Consider the following 21,363-nt stretch of genomic DNA (forward strand, 5'->3'; position numbering starts at 1 on the left):
GACTCTTACAATATTTAGTCCAATAGTTCTTTCAGCTAGGTTAAGGAAGTGTCAGAACTATAACGAATGTTACTCTCTAGGGCGTAAAAAATAATACGCCAAGCTAAGTATAACTAGAACGTTTAATTAGATTTCGCCGAAAGAGAATTGACTTGCTAGTGTCTCTACACGACTCATCGAGCCTTAAAAACAAAAAGCATAAAAAAGGTCATTATAAATAATGGCCTACTGCGTATTTTAGCATCTGACTTTTTATCGGACTGACTCTATTGAGTCCAGCGATAGCGCCTTGTCGCAATAGCTTCAACGGTGTTAATTCATTAGAAAATGCAAAATAACACGCATCCATCATGCTCATCATAGCAAGATTAGGTAAACGTCGTTTTTTCTCATAATCTTTTAACGCACTCAATACATCAGCTTCTTTTGATAAACTGCTAACTAATTGTGCCACATCTTTAAAACCTAGATTTACGCCCTGCCCTGCAAGCGGATTAATTGCATGTGCTGCATCGCCTACTAATACACATCGTCCTTTGCTGTAATTGTTTGCATGTTGGCGTGTTAACGGGAATACCGCTGTGTTTAGAATCTCAAAGTCCCCCGGTAACTCAGGGTAATGCGTCAAAATCGCGCTTTTAAGTGACTCTTTACTGCCAGTCGCTAGCTTATTCAGTGTGTCTTCGTGGTTATACCAAATTAAATTCGCATAAGGTGCCTGCATCGGCAAAAATGCAACAGGGCCCGTTGGTTGGAACTCTTGCCATGTAATCTCTTGCTCTGGTGCATCTAGCTTTATTAACACACCCATGCATGCTTGTTGATATTGCCAACCGGTAGTGCCAATCCCTAACAGCTCTCGTGTTTTAGAGCCTGCACCGTCGGCAACAATCACTAAATCAGCGTCTATCGTCTGTGATGAAAAACACACACTCACGGTGTTACTATGTTCAAGTATTCCCTCTAACGGGCCTAAATCACTTTTTACTGAAATCGCTAAATCAGAAAACGTACGCCAGATACTCGCCTGAATAATGCTATTTTCAATAATGTGTCCAAGATGAGTCTCGCCAATTTCCTCATTGGAAAATACCAAAGGTGCTTGGTGATGGTCTTGTACACTTAAGCGATTATATTGCACATTGCGCGCGGCCTTAACATATTGCCATGCGCCTAAGTCTTGCAACAGATTTTCAGAGAAAAGATTAAGTGCAGACACGCGAATATCAATTTGTTCATCTTCGAGTGTTTTTACGGCATCTATTGGTTTATTTTCCACTAACGTTATGGTGTGACCTTGTTTTGCAAGCGCCACTGCGGCCGCTGCGCCCACCATGCCGCCACCGACAATACAAATAGATAAACTCATAAGACATAATCCTTCAGATTGATATGCCGTCTATTCTAACGTAAGCCTCTAACAAAAGTTTGATTTTGATTCATATTTTTTAAGAAAAATCGCGTTAAATTTAACTCATAAATTGTTTTTCTAAATAAGCACTGATGATTTTGCAAACATATTTGAATCCACCTACGCTTAAGGATAAAATACGCGTCCTTTAAGCTGTAAGTAATTTGTTGAGGCACGAAAACATGGGTAAAAAGCTGCATATCAAAACATGGGGCTGTCAAATGAACGAGTACGACTCGCAAAAAATGGCAGACCTATTAGATGCTAGCAATGGTTATGAATTAACTGAAGAAGCAGAAAATGCAGATGTTATTCTTCTAAATACGTGTTCGATTCGTGAAAAAGCACAAGAAAAAGTATTTCACCAGTTGGGCCGTTGGAAACTGTTAAAAGATGACAACCCTGATCTTGTGATTGGTGTAGGTGGTTGCGTAGCATCACAAGAAGGCGACACAATTCGCCAACGTGCACCTTTCGTAGACATTGTTTTTGGTCCACAAACATTGCACCGTCTTCCTGAAATGATCAAACAAGTACAAGAAGAAAGCGGCTCTGTTATTGATATTTCATTCCCTGAAATCGAAAAGTTCGACCGTTTGCCTGAGCCAAAAGCTGAAGGCCCAAGCGCGTTCGTATCGATTATGGAAGGTTGTTCTAAGTACTGTACGTTCTGCGTTGTACCATACACGCGTGGTGAAGAAGTAAGCCGCCCACTTGATGACGTATTACTTGAAGTTGCACAACTTGCCGAGCAAGGCGTACGTGAAGTAAACCTACTAGGTCAAAACGTAAATGCATATCGTGGTGAAACGCACGATGGTGAAATTTGTTATTTCTCAGATCTACTGCGCTATGTAGCGGCAATTGATGGTATCGACCGCATTCGTTATACCACATCTCACCCAGTAGAATTTACACCTGACATCATTGAAGCCTATGCTGACGTGCCAGAGCTTGTTGACCACTTACACTTGCCTGTACAAAGCGGCTCTGACCGAGTACTTGCGTTAATGAAGCGCGGTCATACGGCGCTTGAATACAAATCAACTATTCGTAAGTTACGTAAGATTCGTCCTAACCTAAGTATGAGCTCTGACTTTATTATCGGTTTCCCAGGCGAGTCGAAAGCAGATTTTGAAGCGACGATGAACCTTATCAATGATATTGGTTTTGATATGAGCTTTAGCTTTATCTACAGTGCACGCCCTGGTACACCAGCCGCTGACTTACCTGATGATGTACCTGAATCTGAAAAGAAAGAGCGTTTATACATTTTACAAAACCGTATTACGCAAATGGCGCAAGATATCAGCCGTAAAATGTTTGCAACTGAGCAACGTATTTTAGTTGAAGGCCCATCGAAAAAGAATCCAATGGAACTTCGTGGTCGTACTGAGAACAACCGCGTAGTTAACTTCGAAGGTCCGCACTCTGTAATTGGTCAGTTTGTTGATGTAAAAATTACCGAAGCCTTACCAAATTCACTGCGTGGTGAGTTAATTCGCACTGAAGCTGAAATGGACCTACGTAAAGACGTAGCACCAAGCGATATTTTAGGTAAAGCACAAAGCCAAGAAGCGAATGAGCTGGGTGTAGCAACATTTACACCCTAAATGTTAATTTGGTGTGGCAGATGCCACACCAATCAAGGAACCCATTTTGAGTAACCAGTTAAAAACGTTAGAAACTTACCTCGAACCCTCAGACAATAAACGTCTAGCATCACTTTGTGGTCCATTCGACGAAAATATAAAACAAATCGAACGTCGACTTGGTGTGGAAATCGCCCATCGTGAGAACCACTTTAAAATCACCGGCAACGCACATAACGTGATCGCGGCAACTGATATTATTAAAAATCTCTACATCGAAACACAACAGGTTAAAGGTATCAGTAAAGATATCGAACCTGACTTGGTGCATTTAACGATTCAAGAAACCACGGTACTCGAGCAAGACGATGATTTATATCGTGACGAACTTGTTATCAAAACCCGCCGCGGCGTTGTAAAGCCTCGTAATCCTAATCAAGCAACGTATATAAAAAATGTACTGTTGCATGATATTGCCTTTGGGATTGGCCCTGCAGGTACAGGTAAAACCTATTTGGCGGTGGCAGCGGCAGTAGATGCCCTTGAACGTCAAGAAATTCGCCGTATTTTGCTTACTCGTCCTGCGGTAGAAGCAGGTGAAAAACTGGGCTTTTTACCGGGTGATTTAAGTCAAAAAGTCGACCCATACCTACGCCCACTTTATGATGCTCTTTTTGAAATGTTAGGCTTTGAGCGAGTTGAGCGTTTAATTGAAAAGAATGTGATTGAAGTTGCCCCGCTTGCCTACATGCGTGGTCGTACCTTAAACGATGCCTTTATCATTTTAGATGAGAGCCAAAACACTACCGTTGAACAAATGAAAATGTTCTTAACACGTATTGGCTTTAACTCTAAGGCAGTGATTACTGGCGACATTACGCAGGTTGATTTACCCCGCGGTGCGCGCTCAGGGCTGCGTCATGCCATTGAAGTATTAAGCGATGTAGAGGCGATTAGCTTTAACTTCTTTAAGTCACACGATGTTGTGCGTCACCCTGTTGTTGCTGCAGTTGTAGAAGCGTACGAAAAACACGATGAAGTTGAGCGCTTAAAGAAAATCGAAAAGAAAAAGCAGCAAGAGCTTGATAAAGCCAACGCGCAAAATGAGTCAGACGCAACATGATAGAACTGGATTTACAAATCGCCCATGAATGTGACAACTTGCCAACATTCGCGCAATTTGAACTTTGGGCAAATAAAGCGCTGGCAAATTTAAAGCCCGACGCCGAATTAACCATTCGTATTAGCGACGCAAACGAAAGCCAACAACTAAACCACGAATATCGCGGTAAAGATAAGCCAACAAATGTGCTGAGCTTTCCGTTTGAGGCACCTCCAGGCATTGAGCTGCCATTAATTGGTGATTTAATTATTTGCCCTGAAGTTGTGTTACAAGAGTCTATCGAGCAAGAAAAGGCATTTCATGACCATTTTGCTCATATGGTAGTACATGGCTGCTTGCATTTAATGGGCTATGACCATATAGATAGCGAAGAAGCATTAGAGATGGAATCGTTAGAAAAACAGTTACTTGCTGATTTAAACATCGACGATCCCTATCGCGACTAATTTTGTTTTTGAAATTCAAACTAAATTTGGTATAACAGGCTTGGATTAGCCAATAATTAATCCTTAATTTTATTTAAATGGAGCTAATAAAGCGCTTATGAGCGACGAAAATTCGCAATCTAGTCAGGGTTCTTCTGGTAAAACTTGGTTAGACAAAATCTCCCAAATGTTACAAGGGGAACCCCAGAATAAAGAGCAGTTAGTCGAAGTTATTATCGACGCTGAAGAAAGAGATCTTATTGACCCAGAAACCAAAGATATGATGAAAGGTGTTTTGGGCGTATCTGAACTGAAAGTTCGCGATATTATGATCCCTCGCTCGCAAATGATTACACTGGATGTAGAACAAACAATTGCCGAATTGTTGCCAGTTATGGTTGAATCATCGCACTCACGCTTTCCTGTGGTATGTGAAGATAAAGATCATGTAGAAGGCATCTTACTCGCTAAAGATTTATTACCGCTTATTTTAAAAAATCAAGAAGAGCATCCACCACTTCGCGATTACTTACGCCCAGCTGTTGTTGTGCCAGAAAGTAAACGTGTAGACACCCTACTCAATGAGTTTCGTCAGCAACGCTATCATATGGCGATTGTAATTGATGAATACGGTGGTGTTTCTGGACTTGTTACCATCGAGGATATTCTTGAAATCATCGTTGGTGAAATTGAAGATGAGCACGACGAAGAAGAAGAAACACAAGATATTCGTCAAGTTGCAAAGCACGTATACTTAGTACAAGCGCTTACGCCACTTGAAGATTTTAATCAGCACTTTTCAACGTATTTCGATACCGATGAAGCCGGCACCATAGGTGGCATTATTCTACATGCCTTTGGTCATATGCCATCTCGTGGTGAAACCATTGAAATTGAAGGAATTCAATTTAAGATCACCAACGCAGATAGCCGCCGTATTCTTCAAGTACAGGTTACATTGCCAAAAAGTGATGATACCAACGAAGACGAATCAACAGATAATTAAACGTGATCTCATCATCAATGAAAGACAAAATGCTGGCGCTTATCGCCGGCATTTTAATGGTATTTAGTTACTCACCGTTTAACCTTTGGCCAATCGCGCCCTTTGCTATTGCCACTCTTTTTTACCTTAATCGTAATGTCAGCGCTAAAACGGCTGCTAGCCATGGTTTTATCTTTGGTCTAGGTTGGTTTGGTGCGGGCATAAGTTGGGTACATGTATCCATTGCAAAATTTGGTGGCTTACCGCTAATTGCATCACTCTTATTGATGTTGATTTTGGTTTCGTACCTTGCGCTATACCCAACCCTTGCCTGCTGGCTTAGCCATAAATTCGGTAACAAAAACACCCAGTCTATAACGCATTTGGCACTTTTTATTCCGTTATTTATCTTAATGGAATACTTGCGCGGTACGTTACTTACAGGCTTTCCATGGTTAAGTTTTGGCTATACGTTAACAGACAGTCCACTTAATAACCTTGCCCCTTGGATAGGTGAAACAGGGTTAACTGCTGTGAGTTTATTGCTAGGTTTTGCTATTTACACACTGAGCCAACGCAGTTTTAAGCCTGCAGTTGTGATTGCATCTTTGCTTTTATTGGCACTTGGTTCAGCGCATTTTTCACCTTCTGTAAGCTACCGAGACAAATCGATTGATGTCGTACTGGTGCAAGGCAATATCAAACAAGAGTTACGCTTCGCGCCTGAAAATTTCTGGCCAACCATGGCGAAATATCAAGATATGACTCGTCCAAATTGGCAGGCTGATCTAATCGTCTGGCCTGAGGCTGCAATTCCTGAGATTGAAGTACTCGTAGACGATTACCTTGGTAATCTTGATAAAGCTGCGGCATTTAATAATACCGCGCTTATTACCGGCATTATAGATTATCAGCTCGGTACAAAAACGGTTTATAACAACTTAATTGTAGTAGGCAAAAAGCATGCTGATGACCAACAGGGTCATTACCGTTATTTGCATCACAATCGCTATAATAAACACCAATTACTTCCCATTGGTGAGTTTGTACCGTTTGAAGAAATATTAAGACCGATTGCACCGCTGTTTGACCTTGACCATTCCTCGTTCACCCGAGGCGAAGCGAAGCAAGCTAATTTAATTGCTAATGGTTATCACGTGTTACCGGCTATTTGTTATGAAATTGCATTTAGTAGCTTAGTACGTGGTAACTATCAGCAAGATTCTGATATTTTATTTACGGTAAGTAATGATGCATGGTTTGGTAATTCTCATGGCCCCCACCAGCATATGCAAATTGCACGCATGCGTGCCCTTGAGTTGGGTATGCCCTTGGTTCGTGTCACCAATAACGGCGTAAGCGGCGTGTACGACCCAATCGCTAAACACGGACAGTATTTACCCCAATTTGAAGCGGCGTTAGAACGTTTTACCCTGCCACTTACCACTGGTAAAACATTTTACAGCCAGTATGGCGACCGTACGTTATACATAGCTCTACTGCTTTGTTTTATTGCAAGTTTAATTACCCAACGGCAAAAACAAAAGAGCATGCCATAATCAATGACGACGTTATTGTGTTATCACGCAATGACGTCTAAATTTAATGTGTTACCTTTTTTGTCAGATACTTAAGGCACACATTTGCTCAAACAGCCCAATTCGCCATTGCGCTTTAGTAAAACCATCGTCATTACGATTTTACTAAGTGCATTTATTCACCTGTTAACCTTTGCCCTAGCAAAGACCACCTTGTCTCAATGGCGTTGGCAACATATTCCATTTCACAGCGCAGTGGAAGTAATCGGTAGCGTTATTGCGCTATTAGTGTGTTTTCTATTAATCAATTTGGAACAAAGTAAACGCGGTACTAGCTTTAATTTAGTTATCGCTGCGGCGATTGGCACGATGGGTGTCTTCGATATTGCCCATGCTTTAGTCAAACCTGGAAACTTATTTGTTTGGTTACATTCGTTAGCCACATTTTTTGGCGGGCTACTCTTCGCGATAGTATTGCTTAAGCCGAAATTTACAAATGCCATCAGCACACGTTTTGTCTTTGTGGTTTTGCTGTTAAGCCTCATTATTTCGATAGTTTCGATTATCTTTCCTCAGCACGTACCGATTATGGTGCAGCAAACGCGCTTTGCCTCATTAGCCACCTTTATGAACATGTTTGGTGGTATTGCCTTATTATTCGCCGCAATCAAGCTTTTCTTTGTTTATAAGCAATATAAGAAAAGTGACGACTTACTGTTTATTTTGCACTGCTCAATGTTTGGCTTTGCCGCTATCATGTTTCAGCAATCGTTCTTATGGGATGTGTCATGGTGGGGATGGCACTTACTGAGGCTCTTAGCGTATGGCGTGGCACTATGGTTTGCCCTACAAAACGAGCGATACTTGTTTCTTCAGTTGCAAAGCTCTAACGAGTCGTTATTACAGCAAGAGAAAGCCACACAAGCATTCCTCGACAGCGCAAAAAACGTATCGCAATCACCGAACAACAGCAAGCCGCGGTACTTGCTAGCCTCACAGATGCAATTATCGTTATTAACCAAAAAGGCCATATTAAACTCTTCTCAACAAGTGCCGAATCTATGTTTGGTTGGCAATTACGCGATGTGCTTGGCAAAAACGTTACCTTGCTAATGAATAACGCGTTTGCAGAAAAGCACGACGAGTTTGTTGCCAACTATCGCGTTAAACAATCCCCCTCTGCTATTGGTAAAAATCGTGATTTAATTGCAAAACGTAAAAATGGTGATGAGTTTCCCATTGAATTAACGATTAGCCATCTTTTACTCGACGAAGAACACCACTTTGTAGGTGTAATACGCGATATTACTGAGCGTAAAGAGCAAGAGCGTTTTATAAAGCACGCTAAAGAAGTTGCCGAGAGTGCTAACAATGCGAAAAGTGCCTTTTTGGCTAACACCAGCCATGAAATACGCACACCAATGAACGGCGTGTATGGCAATTTGCAACTGTTAAATGAAATGCACCTCAACAAAGTAGCAAACGGCTATGTCAAAGATGCGCTTGATTCAACAAAAGCATTAATGACGGTGGTAAACGATATTCTTGATTTTTCAAAAATTGAAGCCGGTAAATTATCGTTAGAGCGCACACCATTTAAACTTAGTGAACTACTCGCTAATTTACATGCCGATTTGGTCCAAACTGCACTGGTAAAAAACATCGCGTTTAATATTTTAAATCAGGTAGAGCACGACCTATGGATTGGCGATCCAACGCGTATTAAACAAGTACTACTGAATATCTGTTCTAATGCGATTAAATTTACCCAACAAGGCAGCGTTACTCTGTCTATTTTGCCAAATGCCAATAAACCATATATCACATTTTTAGTTAATGACACGGGCATAGGTATGAGTGAAAAATGCATTGATAAACTGTACCTGCGTTTTGAACAAGCTGACGATTCCATTACCCGTAAGTACGGTGGCACAGGCCTTGGTATGCCAATCGCACAATCGTTGATAAAACTAATGAGTGGCACCATAAGTGTTACGAGTGAATTAAATAAAGGCACAAACTTTACCATTGATATTCCACTGACAAAGGCCAAAGAGGATGCACAAAATCAGCACTTGCAAGCCGAAGAAATTATCAACCTTAGCGAAAAGCGCTTATTGCTAGTTGAAGACAATCCAATTAACCAAGTATTAGTTAAAGCAATGTTACAGCCAACGCAAGCGCAACTAACAATAGTGAACAATGGTTTACAAGCATTAGAAACGGTGAGTGAATCATTTGATTTAATTTTAATGGATATGCAAATGCCGGTTATGGATGGCAAAACTGCAACCACCAAAATCAGAGAAAACGATACCAGCACGCCAATCATCGCGCTTACTGCGAATATTATGCAGTCAGACATTCAAAGTTATCACGAGATTGGATGTAATGACTGGATTGGAAAACCAATAGAAAAAACCCTGTTGCTAGACAAACTACAGCAGTACTTAAAATAAAAAAGCAGCGATTCCGCTGCTTTTATCGGTTTATTAGCTAGGTGTTTATTCTTCAACACCGCCATTAATCACTTCGGCAAAATGGCTTAAGCGACGTAACGCTAAGTCGTGAATTGTATCCTTACCATAAGTGCCTTTGGCAGAGAGTTCGCCAGCTTGTTTACCCAGTAAGATTTCAAACGCCTGGTCAACTGTACTCACCGCATAAATACTAAACAGCCCTTTTTCAACCGCTTCCAGCACTTGTGCATTAAGCACTAAATTATGCACATTAGATTGCGGCACAATAACGCCCTGTGCACCATTTAAACCACGCATCTGGCAGAGCTTAAAGAAACCTTCAATTTTTTCATTTACGCCGCCAATTGCCTGCACTTCACCGTGCTGGTTAATTGAGCCAGTAAGCGCAATACCTTGATTAATCGGTAAACGCGTGATGGCTGAAACCAATGCGCACAGCTCAGCAAGTGATGCACTATCACCATCAATCGAACCATAACTTTGTTCAATGGCAATATTAGCGCTCAAAGTAAGGGCAAAATCTTGCGCGTATTTATTACCTAAATAACCTGTTAGCAACATTACGCCTTTACTGTGAATCGATTTACCGAGGTCAGCTTCACGTTCAATATCAACAATGCCATCACTGCCTGCGTAGACAGTCGCGGTAATGCGCGCTGGCGTACCGAAGCTGGTATCTCCAATATGCAGAACAGTTAAGCCATTAACACAGCCCACTTGCGTACCTTCAGTTTGTATAAGCACATGACCTTCTTTAATTTCAGTCATAAAAGATTCGCTTATTTGCCCAGTACGATATTGTTTACCAGCAAGCGCTTCGTCTATATGTGCTGCTTCAATTGTGGTTTCACCGTCTTGCCGTGCAAAAAACGCGGCTTCGTTGGTTAATTCAATCACATCGGCAAAGCGTGCTGAAAGCTTGCGTTGGTGTTCAGCTTGGCGGTGACTAAAACGCAGAAGCGCTGCAAACGCATGGGCTGAAAGTGACATTTTTAATGTTTCTGTCGCATATTTTTGCACCCGACTGATCAGTTGGAACTGATATTTATCGGTTGCCGGAATATGGTAATCAAAATCGGCAAGCACACGAAAAAGTTCATTAAACTCATCATCATACTCTTGCATTACGTAATACAAATCACGTGAACCAAGCAAAATTATTTTCACATCTAGCGGAATAAGCTGTGGTTTTAACGTGAAGCTTGCACCCACACTTGAATCTTGTGCGGCAAGATCTGTTTTAATTTGTTTGCTCTTTAAACTTAATTTTAGCGCGTCCCAAACTTGGCTATTGGCCATCAGTTTTTCCGCATCCATCACTAAGTAACCACCATTAGCACGATGTAGCGCACCCGATTGAATCGAGCGGAAACTGGTAACAATGGAACCTGATTGCGAGGTGTATTCTACTTTGCCAAAAATATTGCCAAACGTTGGATTTGGCTCATAGACAACAGGTGCACCCTCTTCTTTGTGGCTCACTAAAATGTTTGGTGCAATGTATTCAGTTAGCATTGCGCGCTTATCTAAGTCTTCTTTATTATTTTCGTCGCTCTCTTCTGCCAGCCACTCTAGTACAGCGTCTATTAGCTCAGCTTTGAGTTCTTTTAAATACTTCACAATGCCTAAATGGCTGGTGTATTTATGCTCTAAATCTTTTAGCAGCGGTTTTATTGCGGTTTCTACCGTTTTTTGCTTTAGTTCGCGTAGCTTTTCCGATGATTCACGCTTCCATCTTGGTAATTCTATTAATGCTTCATTAAGTGCGTTTTCTAAACGAGATATTACATCGTAAAAATATTGCTTTTGCTCGTCATCAAGGCTTGAAAACTCAGCGTCATCTAACTGCTTACCGTCAACTACCGGGGCAAAGCTGATCACACCCGACTCTTCAAACAACGCCACATTATGTTGATTAGCAATTTTTTCTACGATCTCGAGCGCTTCATCGTATTTCTCGTTGAAACTGCTATCAATTGCTTTCTTTTGACGTTGATAATTAGGGTTATCAAATGCGGCTGGAAAGGTATCTAAAATCTCGTCAATAAATGAATCAATATCTTCACTAAATAGCTTACCTTCGCCCGCAGCCATAAAAATCGCACTTGGCTGACGGTGTTCGTCAAAGTTGTTTAAGTAAAGCCAATCTGGTGGGGTTTGTTTGGTACGACTTTGCGCAGCTAGTTTTGATTGCACCATGGTAAAACGACCTAGTGCTGGTTCACCCATCACGTAAATATTGTAACCAGGCAGCTCCATTCCTAGCGCAAAATCAATGGCACTTTGTGCACGCTTTTGTCCAATAATTGTGTATTCATCAGGGTATGCTTGCGCCATGCAAGTTTCTATTGCGTGCAATTCTATTTGCGGTGCAAGTACATCAACACCAAGTTTGTTCTGTTCGCCAATTTTCATAATACTACCGTCCTTATTAGCGCTTGCTCGCTATAGCTTTTGTGTGAGTCTACTTAAGTCCTTAAAAAATAACATCAGAAAGTTAAAATATTTATGGCGCGCTGGCGATACGGTGAAACTCAATGGCATCACACTCAATACACGCGCTTAATTGGCTTGGATGCGTGATGTGTTTCACTTCACCACAAGCTTTACATTGAAACTCACCAAACGATACCCACTCGCCTTGTTTGTAAACACCATTGTGTTCAAAATCATCAAGTAATAGTGACCATTCTAATTGGGTTTTATCAACTAAATGTGACAGCGCTAACCACCACTCTTCATTAAATTCTTCATTTGCGAAGTCATTGTCTTTTTGCGCCTTTCTGAGCCGGTTAAACTCCTCAATATCGCGTTTTACGTAATAACTGTAATCTTCTATTTGTTCTTTTGAATATTTGCCAAGGGCTGCCAGCTCTTTTTGAAAGTCATAGAAGGCTTTTTGCAAGCTTTTAAGTTCATGATCGTTTACGTCCTGTAACCACTGTTGAAAGCGCTTTAAATAATTGTCGTAACTGTCTTTCATTCTATTCCTCCTTTTGCTGTTTCTATAAGTATAGTAGCGATATAAAAAATATCTTGTATCAAACAGTTAACTGCTTATTAAAACAACAATCAAGTAGCAAAATCAAACAGCGTTTGAGGTGCGATTAAAGACACAAAAAACTTACTTTTAATGCGCAGCTAAGGGTGTATTAGCGCCGCAATTTACGCTATGCTAAGCGCCAATTTTTATTTATTTTGCAAGTAGTTTGGAAATTAGAATGCAAGAGCAATACAGCCCGCAGGATATCGAACAAAAAGTTCAAAAATATTGGGATGAAAATCAAACATTTAAAGTAACTGAGCAAGAAGGTAAAGAAAAGTTTTACTGTCTCTCAATGTTCCCTTACCCAAGTGGTCGCCTGCACATGGGTCACGTACGTAACTACACCATTGGTGATGTAGTATCACGTTTCCAACGCTTGCAAGGCAAAAACGTAATGCAACCTATGGGTTGGGATGCATTTGGTCTACCTGCTGAAAACGCCGCTATTAAAAACAATACGGCCCCTGCAAAATGGACTTACGAAAACATTGACTACATGCGCAACCAGTTAAAGCAACTTGGTTTTGGTTACGACTGGGATCGTGAAATCGCGACTTGTCACCCTGAGTACTACAAGTGGGAACAATGGTTCTTCACAAAACTGTACGAAAAAGGCCTTGTATACAAAAAAATGTCTACGGTTAACTGGGATCCAGTAGACCAAACCGTACTTGCTAACGAACAAGTTATTGACGGTCGTGGTTGGCGTTCAGGTGCCGTTGTAGAGCAAAAAGAAATTCCGCAGTGGTTTATTAAAATTACTGACTATGCGCAAGAGCTACTTGACGACTTAGACAAACTTGAGCACTGGCCTGAGCAAGTTAAAACCATGCAGCGCAACTGGATTGGTCGCTCCGAAGGGTTAGAAATCGACTTTAAACGTGCTGATAACGGTGAAACATTCACTGTGTACACAACGCGTCCAGATACCTTTATGGGCGTAACCTATGTTGGTGTTGCAGCCGGTCACCCAATTGCACAAGAAGCTGCGAAAAATAATCCAGCGGTTGCTGCCTTCGTTGAAGAATGTAAAAACACCAAAGTTGCTGAAGCTGATATGGCAACAATGGAGAAAAAAGGCATAGACACTGGCTTTAAAGCAATTCACCCATTAACGGGCGAAGAAGTACCGGTATGGGCTGCTAACTTTGTACTAATGGACTACGGTTCGGGTGCAGTAATGGCTGTACCAGGTCACGACCAACGTGACTTTGAATTTGCTACTGCCTACGGCCTCGAAATCAAGCAAGTTATTGCGCCTGTTGAAGGTTCTGAACTAACAGCAGATATCGCCAATGAAGCATTCACTGAAAAAGGCGTGTTAATTAACTCTGGCGAATTTGATGGTCTTGAGTTTGAAGCAGCATTTAATGCCATTGCCGACAAACTTGAAGGTATCAATGCAGGTAAGCGCAAAGTTAACTTCCGTCTTCGTGACTGGGGTGTAAGCCGTCAGCGTTACTGGGGTTCACCAATCCCAATGTTAAACAAAGAAGATGGCTCTGAGCTTGCAGCTACAGAAGACATGTTACCAGTGCGCCTTCCTGAAGATGTGGTAATGAATGGTGTTACATCACCAATCAAAGCTGATCCTGAATGGGCGAAAGCAACCGTTAATGGTGAGCAAGTATTCCACGAAACTGATACGTTCGATACGTTTATGGAATCGTCTTGGTACTACGCACGTTACTGTAGCCCGCGCTACGATGAAGGCATGTTAGAGCCAGGTGCAGCTAACTACTGGCTTCCTGTAAACCAGTATATCGGTGGTATTGAGCACGCTATTTTGCATTTACTTTATGCGCGTTTCTTCCACAAGCTATTACGTGATTTTGGCCTAGTAAATTCAGATGAGCCGTTTGAGCGTTTATTATGTCAGGGCATGGTATTAGCAGAAACCTTCTTCCGTAAAGACGAAAAAGGCGGCGACGTTTGGATTGCACCAAGCGACGTTGAAAGCGAAAAAGACGACAAAGGTCGCGTTGTAAAAGCGTGGCACAAAGACGACGGCCAACCAGTTGAATCTGCTGGTATGAGCAAAATGTCTAAATCGAAAAATAACGGTATTGACCCACAAACGGTAATTAACCAATACGGTGCCGATACAGTGCGTTTATTTATGATGTTTACCGCACCACCAGAACAAACATTAGAATGGTCTGACTCAGGTGTAGAAGGTGCACATCGCTTTATTAAACGTGTCTGGAAATTCGCAAATGAAGTAATGGCAAATGAGCGTACAACGCTTGATAGTGCTTCGCTTTCAAACGAGCAAAAAGTGCTTCGTCGTGAATTGCATAAAGCGATTGCGAAAGTGTCTGATGATTTAGATCGTCGTCAAACATTTAACACAGCAATTGCTGCGGTAATGGAGTTACTTAACAAGCTTGTTAAAGCCCCATTAAACGATAGCAACGATATCGCGATTGGTTATGAAGCGCTTGAAGCATTAATAGTAATGCTTTCACCGATTACACCGCACGTTTGTCATGAATTATGGCTAAACCTTGGCAAGCAAGATGAAGTCGTTGATGCACCATGGCCTGTGGTTGATCAATCAGCGATGGTTGAAGACGAAAAGCTAGTTGTCGTGCAGGTTAACGGTAAAGTACGCGGTAAAATTACCGTTGCAGCTGATGCAGACCAAGACGCTGTTGAAAAAGCAGCGTTTGCAGAACCTAATGTGACTAAATTCACAGACGGTTTAACTATTCGCAAGGTTATCTTTATTAAAGGTAAATTGCTAAACGTGGTTGCAAACTAATGTTTGCACCACGCTTTTTACAAAACACAGCATTATTGCTGTGTTTTGTGCTTTTAGTTGGCTGCGGTTTCAAATTGCGTACCGCATCAGTATTACCTGACGATCTGCAAAACTTAGTGGTCACGGCGACAAACCCTGACTCTCAGCTTTTTACCGAGCTACAAAACAGTTTAGCACTGAGCAATATTAATACTGATTCAAAGTACGCTACTGCTGAGCTAAAGCTACTAAACGACTCTCTTAACCGTCGTACGCTAAGTTTGTTCCCAAACGGCCAAGTAGCCGAGCATGAACTTATTTACACTGTCAGTTACCAACTTATTCGTGACAAGCAAAAGCCAATTACCAATAGCTTTGAGCTTACCCGTAATTATCAAGACGACCCTGATAACGCGCTAGCTAAATCGCGAGAAATGGAATTGATCCTGTCAGAATTGCGCCAACAAGCAAGTAACTTGATTATTCGTCAGTTAGGCCAATATTAATGCGTATTTATCCGAACCAATTAGTTGCTCAGTTAAAACAAGGCTTAACGCCTTTTTACTTACTTTTTGGTGAAGAAGCATTTTTATTAAACCAAGCTGCAAACCAAGTTAAATCAATTGCAAAAGCACAAGGATTTGATGAAATCATTCGCTTTGCCGCTTCTCCCCAGTTTGACTGGCAAGAAATTGTGCAAGAATATGCAAGCTTGTCACTCTTTGCTAATCGCAAAATTATCGAATTAGAACTGGGTGACAGCAAGCCCAATGCTGCAGCCAGCAAGTTATTACAATCGCTTGCGCAAAACCCAAACCCCGATTGCATTCTCGTTATCAAAGGCGAAAAAGTGGGTAACGACATTCAACGTGGTGCATGGTTTAAAGCATTAGATAAACACGGGTTATTTGTGCCGTGTTACCCGCTTCAAGGAAAGCAACTGTTCGCGTGGCTTGAACAACAGTGCCAAAGTTTGAATTTGCGATTATCTGCTGATGCTAAAACCTTATTAGTTGACTACAACCAAGATAATTTATTCGCAATATCCCAAGAACTTGAAAAGCTCTCTTTACTCAATATTTCCGGTGAAATTAACGCCCAAACCTTAGCACCAACGCTGGTCAATCAGTCGCGTTTAGACGTATTTGATTTAAGCGACGCCCTCTTAAAAGGTGACAGTGTTCAGATCAGTAAAGTAATGCTTAAGCTAAAACAAGAAAACGTCGAACCAACCATTATTTTATGGGCACTGGTACGCGAGTTTGACAGCTTACAAGCAATGCAACACGCGATAGCAAACGGCGAATCATTCAATGCAATTTTCAGCCAATTTAAGGTGTGGAAAAATAAGCAAGCCATTACAGAGCAAGCATTAAGGCGTTTAACACACGTTGAACTGAACGCGCTCGGTGATGTACTGGCCGAATTTGATTTAGCCTACAAACAACACCAACATATTGATGCCTACCAACACTTGCTGCATATTGCCCTAATGTTTGTTGGTCCACTGCCCTTTTCTGTACCGTTTAACGCAAAAGTAGAACAATACGCCAACCTATGATTGTTATTTTAGGTGGCACATTTGACCCAATACACACCGGGCACCTTGCATTAGCGAAACAAGCGGATCAAATACTGGCGCCAAGCAAAGTACTGTTTATGCCGTGCAAGCAACCTGTACATAAAGCCACGTCGGGCATAACAAGCACGCACCGCATTAATATGATTAAACTCGCAATTAAAGCTGAGGCCAACTTTGCTATTGATTTGCGTGAAATAAACCGCAAAACACCAAGTTACGCGCTAGAAAGCCTAAGTAGCTTCAGACAAGAGTTCCCGGAAGAGCCTTTATTTTTTATTATCGGAATGGATTCACTCAACACCTTGCATAAATGGCATAAATGGCAAGACTGTATCAGCAATAGTAATTTTTTGGTCTTTCAACGACCTGGCGAAACATTTCAACCAACCCCTGAAGTCGCGTCATTTATTAGTGGCAATATTAACGATGCGATAAAGGACTTACCGCTTGCTGGCCATATCTTTCTTGCACAGCACCAACAAGTTGCCATTTCATCTTCGGCACTGCGTACAAATCTTACCCAATACAAAAATGATTTCCTGCCAGAAGCGGTTTCTGACTATATAAAACAGCATCGTCTCTACCAATAAACCCTCTGCACGTGTTAAAATTTAACAATTAAGCCAAATAAACCAATTACTAGGAAATACTTTTGGATCCTCGCGAGTTATTAGACTTTGTAATCGACAAAGCAGACGACATCAAAGCCGTTGATATCACCACGTTAGATATGACAGATAAATCATCAATTACCGACTATATGGTTGTGTGCTCAGGCACTTCAAAACGCCATGTACAGTCAATTGCCAACAACGTTGCACTTGAAGCAAAAGCACAAGGTATTGAAATCATCGGTACCGAAGGCCAACAAGAAGGCGAATGGGTTTTACTTGATTTAGGTGATGTAGTACTTCATGTAATGCAAGAAAGTGCACGTGAATTCTACCAGTTAGAAAAACTTTGGAGCTAATTCTGTGCGTATTCAGCTAATTGCTGTTGGTACGAAAATGCCAGCGTGGGTAGAAACCGGCTTTCAAGAGTATCAGCGCCGGTTTCCGCGCGATATGAGCTTAGAGCTTATTGAAATTCCCGCTGGTAAACGCGGTAAAAATGCCGATATTAAGCGTATTTTACAGCAAGAAGGTGAAAAGACCTTAGCCGCAATTCCTAAAGGGAACAAAATCGTTACTTTAGAGGTCACAGGTAAAGCACTCGATACCCATCAACTTGCCAAGGAAATGAGTAAATGGCAACTTGATGGACGCGATATCAGCTTACTAATTGGTGGCCCTGAAGGTTTAGCACCCGAATGTATTGCCGCATCTGAGCAAAAATGGTCTTTATCTAATTTGACCTTGCCGCACCCACTGGTAAGAATAATCGTCGCAGAAAGCTTGTATCGTGCATGGAGTTTGAATAACAATCACCCTTATCACCGAGAATAAGAACAAAAACAATTAGATGCTAAAACAACGCGCTACTATCAGGGATCACTCAGCGGAGGCTAATTTAGTCGCCCGCCGCGCGTTTGTGGCGTTTGTGTTTGTCATGATTGTTATTGGCATCTTATTTGTTAACGTGTTTAATTTACAAGTTAATCAACACCAAAGTTACCAAACTCGCTCTAACGAAAATCGCATTAAAGTCATTCCAATTGCGCCAAACCGTGGCCTTATATACGACCGTAATGGCGTACTACTCGCGGAAAACCGCCCTGTTTATAATCTTGAAGTAATTCCAGAAGAATCAGACGACCTAGAAAAAAGTTTAAGTGAAGTATCCGCTCTTTTTGATATTAGCCAAGAGCAGCAACAAGAATTTCTTAAAAACAGTAAACGCAAACGTCGTTTTAAAAGCCAAATTTTAAAGTCGCGCTTAACCCCAGAGCAAGTTGCATTATTTTCTGTAAACCAACACAAATACCCAGGTTTTAGCGTTGAAGCACGCTTAGCGCGTCATTACCCTTATGGCGATGCCCTAACCCACGCGATTGGCTATGTTGCCAAGATGAATAAAACCGAACACTTTGAGCTCGAAATGGAAGGTCGCGACGTAAACTATCGGGCAACTCGTGATATTGGTAAATTAGGTATCGAAAAATACTACGAAGAAATATTACATGGCACCGTCGGCAGCGAAGAGGTTGAAATTAATAATCGCGGGAGAATTTTACGCACCCTAAAATCAACCGCGCCCGAACCTGGCAAAGATCTCATTCTTACTTTGGATATTGGTTTACAACAAATAGCACAAGCGGCGCTAGATGGTATGCGCGGTGCAATTGTGGTGATGGATGCTCGTGACGGTGGTATTTTAGCCTTTTATTCAAACCCAAGTTACGATCCTAATTTATTTGTTCACGGCATTAGTAGCAAAGATTACAAAGCACTGCTCAACCCCGATAGACCTCTTGTTAACCGTGTAACCAAAGGGGTTTATCCACCCGCATCAACAATTAAACCACACCTTGCAATGTTGGCTCTTGATGAAGACGTTGTTACTGAAACAACCGAATTGTACGACCCTGGCTTTTTTAAATTACCGAAAGCGGATCACCGTTGGCGTGACTGGAAACCTTGGGGGCACGGCAAAGTCGATGTATATAAAGCAATTGAAGAAAGTTGCGATACCTACTTTTATGAAGTGGGCTACCGCTTAGGCATCGATAAAATTAGCGAGTTTATGTATCAATTTGGTTTTGGTCAGCGCACAGGCATTGATATTCACGAAGAAAAAACAGCCAACTTGCCGTCGCGTGAATGGAAAGAAGTCACTTACAAATTACCTTGGTACCCAGGTGACACACCCAATATTTCAATTGGTCAGGGCTATTGGACCGCCACCCCAATGCAAATAGCCAACTCCATGGCCATCATGGTGAACAAGGGCCTGCGCTATCAGCCGCATTTAGTGTCAGCAACTAAATTGAGCGACCAAGTACAAATTATTGCCCGTGATGAAAAGCCACCCGTACAACTTAAAAATGACGAAAATTGGAATATTGCACTACGTGCGATGTACAACACAGTACATAAGAAAACGGGCACGGCGCACAAAGCCTTTATTGGCGCACAATACACGGCAGGTGGAAAAACCGGTACAGCACAGGTGAAAAGTATCGCCCAAGGTGAGCGCTACGACGCAGAGAAACTCGACGAACGCCACCGCGATAACGCAATGTACATTGGTTTTGCCCCTTATGAAAAACCTGAAATTGTAATAGCAGTTGCCGTTGAAAATACCGGTGGCGGGGCATCGGTTGGGGCACCTATCGCGCGTACATTAATGGACTATTACTTTTCGAATAAACCAGAATCTTTGGTAGGTAAACCGTGAAGGCGCTCAATCACAATAAAACGATTTGGGATAGATTACACTTAGACTGGCCATTACTTGTGGCAATTTTAGCCTTAATGGGCGGCAGTTTAGTGGTAGTTTACAGTGCCGGCGGTCAGAATATTGATTTAGTATTTCGTCAAGCAACCCGTATTGGACTTGGCTTATTTGTGTTGTTCGCCCTGGCCCAAGTATCACCCACAAATATGCGGCGCTGGGCATTACCCATCTACGTGGTTGGTGTTGCCCTGCTGGTTGCCGTCATGTTTTTTGGTGTATCAAGTAAAGGCGCACAGCGCTGGCTCAATGTGGGTATTCGCTTTCAACCCTCTGAGATTATGAAACTCGCCATGCCGATTATGGTTGCTTGGTATATTAGTCGTTATCACTTACCACCGAAATATCGCCATTTAGCAATTGGCTTATTAATTGTTGCAATTCCAACACGTTTAATCATGAAACAACCCGATTTAGGCACATCAATTCTGATTGCAAGTTCTGGCCTATTTGTGTTGTTTTTTGCAGGTCTTCATTGGCGCCTTATTTTAGGTGCGTTAGCCATTGCACCGGCGGCAATTTATGGTTTTTGGCATTATGGCATGCACGAATACCAAAAAACGCGGGTGCTAACCATGCTTGACCCAGAGAGCGACCCACTTGGTGCGGGATATCACATTATTCAGTCTAAAATTGCGATTGGCTCTGGCGGTGTTGAAGGCAAAGGCTGGACGCATGGCACGCAGTCTCAATTAGAATTTTTGCCCGAGCGCCACACCGATTTTATTTTTTCCGTGCTAAGTGAAGAATTTGGCCTAATTGGTGTCACAATTTTACTTAGCTTGTACTTATTTATTATCGCTCGCGGCTTGTTTATTGCCGTCAGTGCACAAGATGCATTTGGCAAATTATTAGCAGCGAGTATTACCCTGACCTTCTTTGTTTATGTTTTTGTAAACATTGGTATGGTTTCAGGGTTATTACCTGTAGTAGGGGTTCCCCTTCCCCTTATCAGCTATGGCGGTACGTCCATGGTAACCCTGCTTGCGGGGTTCGGTATTATTATGTCTATTGCAACCCATAAGCGCATTTTGGTGAAATAACA

General features: G+C 41.9%; 18 protein-coding genes. 15 read left to right on the plus strand and 3 right to left on the minus strand.

Annotation, left to right across the window (positions count from 1 at the left end):
* Positions 1 to 211 precede the first annotated feature (211 nt).
* On the minus strand, positions 212 to 1,369 hold the full coding sequence (locus L1068_RS16950) for an FAD-dependent oxidoreductase (protein ID WP_237131200.1): 1,158 nt from the start codon (positions 1,367 to 1,369) through the stop codon (positions 212 to 214).
* 224 nt (positions 1,370 to 1,593) lie between these two features.
* On the opposite strand from L1068_RS16950, the gene miaB reads away from it, so the two are divergent.
* The 7 genes from miaB to L1068_RS16985 all read left to right on the plus strand — a co-directional run bounded on the left by miaB (position 1,594) and on the right by L1068_RS16985 (position 9,533).
* Positions 1,594 to 3,024 carry a tRNA (N6-isopentenyl adenosine(37)-C2)-methylthiotransferase MiaB gene (gene miaB, locus L1068_RS16955; RefSeq protein WP_010560397.1) on the plus strand — a complete coding sequence of 477 codons (1,431 nt, stop codon included), beginning with the start codon at positions 1,594 to 1,596 and terminating at the stop codon, positions 3,022 to 3,024.
* A gap of 46 nt (positions 3,025 to 3,070) precedes the next feature.
* The gene (locus tag L1068_RS16960) at positions 3,071 to 4,126 is read left to right on the plus strand and encodes a PhoH family protein (protein WP_237131201.1); all 1,056 of its coding nucleotides are present in this window, start codon (positions 3,071 to 3,073) and stop codon (positions 4,124 to 4,126) included.
* Complete coding sequence (gene ybeY / locus L1068_RS16965; protein WP_237131202.1) at positions 4,123 to 4,572, plus strand: rRNA maturation RNase YbeY; 450 nt, start codon at positions 4,123 to 4,125, stop codon at positions 4,570 to 4,572. Before L1068_RS16960 ends, ybeY begins: the two co-directional genes overlap by 4 nt.
* A gap of 97 nt (positions 4,573 to 4,669) precedes the next feature.
* Positions 4,670 to 5,557, plus strand: a complete 888-nt coding sequence (gene corC, locus L1068_RS16970) for a CNNM family magnesium/cobalt transport protein CorC (RefSeq protein ID WP_237131203.1) — start codon at positions 4,670 to 4,672, stop codon at positions 5,555 to 5,557.
* Positions 5,558 to 5,586: 29 nt separating this feature from the next.
* On the plus strand, positions 5,587 to 7,095 hold the full coding sequence (gene lnt / locus L1068_RS16975) for an apolipoprotein N-acyltransferase (protein ID WP_237131247.1): 1,509 nt from the start codon (positions 5,587 to 5,589) through the stop codon (positions 7,093 to 7,095).
* Positions 7,096 to 7,179: 84 nt separating this feature from the next.
* A complete protein-coding gene (locus L1068_RS16980) occupies positions 7,180 to 8,187 on the plus strand; it encodes an MASE3 domain-containing protein (protein ID WP_237131204.1) in 1,008 nt (335 codons plus the stop codon).
* Positions 8,106 to 9,533, plus strand: coding sequence for an ATP-binding protein (locus L1068_RS16985; protein WP_237131248.1), 1,428 nt, complete (start codon positions 8,106 to 8,108; stop codon positions 9,531 to 9,533). Before L1068_RS16980 ends, L1068_RS16985 begins: the two co-directional genes overlap by 82 nt.
* A gap of 45 nt (positions 9,534 to 9,578) precedes the next feature.
* Here L1068_RS16985 and L1068_RS16990 read toward each other — a convergent pair whose 3' ends face one another.
* A complete protein-coding gene (locus L1068_RS16990) occupies positions 9,579 to 11,969 on the minus strand; it encodes an ATP-binding protein (protein WP_237131205.1) in 2,391 nt (796 codons plus the stop codon).
* A gap of 91 nt (positions 11,970 to 12,060) precedes the next feature.
* Positions 12,061 to 12,537, minus strand: coding sequence for a hypothetical protein (locus L1068_RS16995; protein WP_010560404.1), 477 nt, complete (start codon positions 12,535 to 12,537; stop codon positions 12,061 to 12,063).
* 238 nt (positions 12,538 to 12,775) lie between these two features.
* On the opposite strand from L1068_RS16995, the gene leuS reads away from it, so the two are divergent.
* The 8 genes from leuS (at position 12,776) to rodA (ending at position 21,361) form a co-directional block, all read left to right on the plus strand.
* Entirely contained in the window at positions 12,776 to 15,364 is a 2,589-nt protein-coding gene (leuS, locus tag L1068_RS17000) for a leucine--tRNA ligase (RefSeq protein WP_237131206.1), read from the plus strand.
* A complete protein-coding gene (gene lptE / locus L1068_RS17005) occupies positions 15,364 to 15,849 on the plus strand; it encodes an LPS assembly lipoprotein LptE (RefSeq protein WP_237131207.1) in 486 nt (161 codons plus the stop codon). Before leuS ends, lptE begins: the two co-directional genes overlap by 1 nt.
* A complete protein-coding gene (holA, locus tag L1068_RS17010) occupies positions 15,849 to 16,904 on the plus strand; it encodes a DNA polymerase III subunit delta (protein ID WP_237131208.1) in 1,056 nt (351 codons plus the stop codon). Before lptE ends, holA begins: the two co-directional genes overlap by 1 nt.
* Positions 16,901 to 17,515: a nicotinate-nucleotide adenylyltransferase gene (gene nadD, locus L1068_RS17015; protein ID WP_237131209.1), complete on the plus strand. Its 615-nt coding sequence runs from the start codon at positions 16,901 to 16,903 to the stop codon at positions 17,513 to 17,515. The genes holA and nadD overlap by 4 nt, the downstream gene beginning before the upstream one ends.
* Positions 17,516 to 17,577: 62 nt before the next feature.
* Entirely contained in the window at positions 17,578 to 17,895 is a 318-nt protein-coding gene (gene rsfS / locus L1068_RS17020; RefSeq protein ID WP_010560409.1) for a ribosome silencing factor, read from the plus strand.
* 4 nt (positions 17,896 to 17,899) lie between these two features.
* Positions 17,900 to 18,370, plus strand: coding sequence for a 23S rRNA (pseudouridine(1915)-N(3))-methyltransferase RlmH (gene rlmH, locus L1068_RS17025; protein ID WP_010560410.1), 471 nt, complete (start codon positions 17,900 to 17,902; stop codon positions 18,368 to 18,370).
* A gap of 16 nt (positions 18,371 to 18,386) precedes the next feature.
* Positions 18,387 to 20,261 carry a penicillin-binding protein 2 gene (gene mrdA, locus L1068_RS17030; RefSeq protein ID WP_237131210.1) on the plus strand — a complete coding sequence of 625 codons (1,875 nt, stop codon included), beginning with the start codon at positions 18,387 to 18,389 and terminating at the stop codon, positions 20,259 to 20,261.
* Positions 20,258 to 21,361: a rod shape-determining protein RodA gene (gene rodA, locus L1068_RS17035; RefSeq protein ID WP_054978452.1), complete on the plus strand. Its 1,104-nt coding sequence runs from the start codon at positions 20,258 to 20,260 to the stop codon at positions 21,359 to 21,361. The genes mrdA and rodA overlap by 4 nt, the downstream gene beginning before the upstream one ends.
* The last annotated feature ends 2 nt before the right edge of the window (positions 21,362 to 21,363 follow it).

Source organism: Pseudoalteromonas sp. MMG024, from assembly GCF_021654175.1.
Classification (GTDB): Bacteria; Pseudomonadota; Gammaproteobacteria; order Enterobacterales; family Alteromonadaceae; genus Pseudoalteromonas.

Bases quoted from the DNA above. Each gene is read 5' to 3' on its own strand.
- L1068_RS16950 (WP_237131200.1), bottom strand. From the start codon at position 1,369: ATGAGTTTATCTATTTGTATTGTCGGTGGCGGCATGGTGGGCGCAGCG.
- miaB (WP_010560397.1), top strand. From the start codon at position 1,594: ATGGGTAAAAAGCTGCATATCAAAACATGGGGCTGTCAAATGAACGAG.
- ybeY (WP_237131202.1), top strand. From the start codon at position 4,123: ATGATAGAACTGGATTTACAAATCGCCCATGAATGTGACAACTTGCCA.
- corC (WP_237131203.1), top strand. From the start codon at position 4,670: ATGAGCGACGAAAATTCGCAATCTAGTCAGGGTTCTTCTGGTAAAACT.
- lnt (WP_237131247.1), top strand. From the start codon at position 5,587: ATGCTGGCGCTTATCGCCGGCATTTTAATGGTATTTAGTTACTCACCG.
- L1068_RS16990 (WP_237131205.1), bottom strand. From the start codon at position 11,969: ATGAAAATTGGCGAACAGAACAAACTTGGTGTTGATGTACTTGCACCG.
- L1068_RS16995 (WP_010560404.1), bottom strand. From the start codon at position 12,537: ATGAAAGACAGTTACGACAATTATTTAAAGCGCTTTCAACAGTGGTTA.
- leuS (WP_237131206.1), top strand. From the start codon at position 12,776: ATGCAAGAGCAATACAGCCCGCAGGATATCGAACAAAAAGTTCAAAAA.
- lptE (WP_237131207.1), top strand. From the start codon at position 15,364: ATGTTTGCACCACGCTTTTTACAAAACACAGCATTATTGCTGTGTTTT.
- holA (WP_237131208.1), top strand. From the start codon at position 15,849: ATGCGTATTTATCCGAACCAATTAGTTGCTCAGTTAAAACAAGGCTTA.
- nadD (WP_237131209.1), top strand. From the start codon at position 16,901: ATGATTGTTATTTTAGGTGGCACATTTGACCCAATACACACCGGGCAC.
- mrdA (WP_237131210.1), top strand. From the start codon at position 18,387: ATGCTAAAACAACGCGCTACTATCAGGGATCACTCAGCGGAGGCTAAT.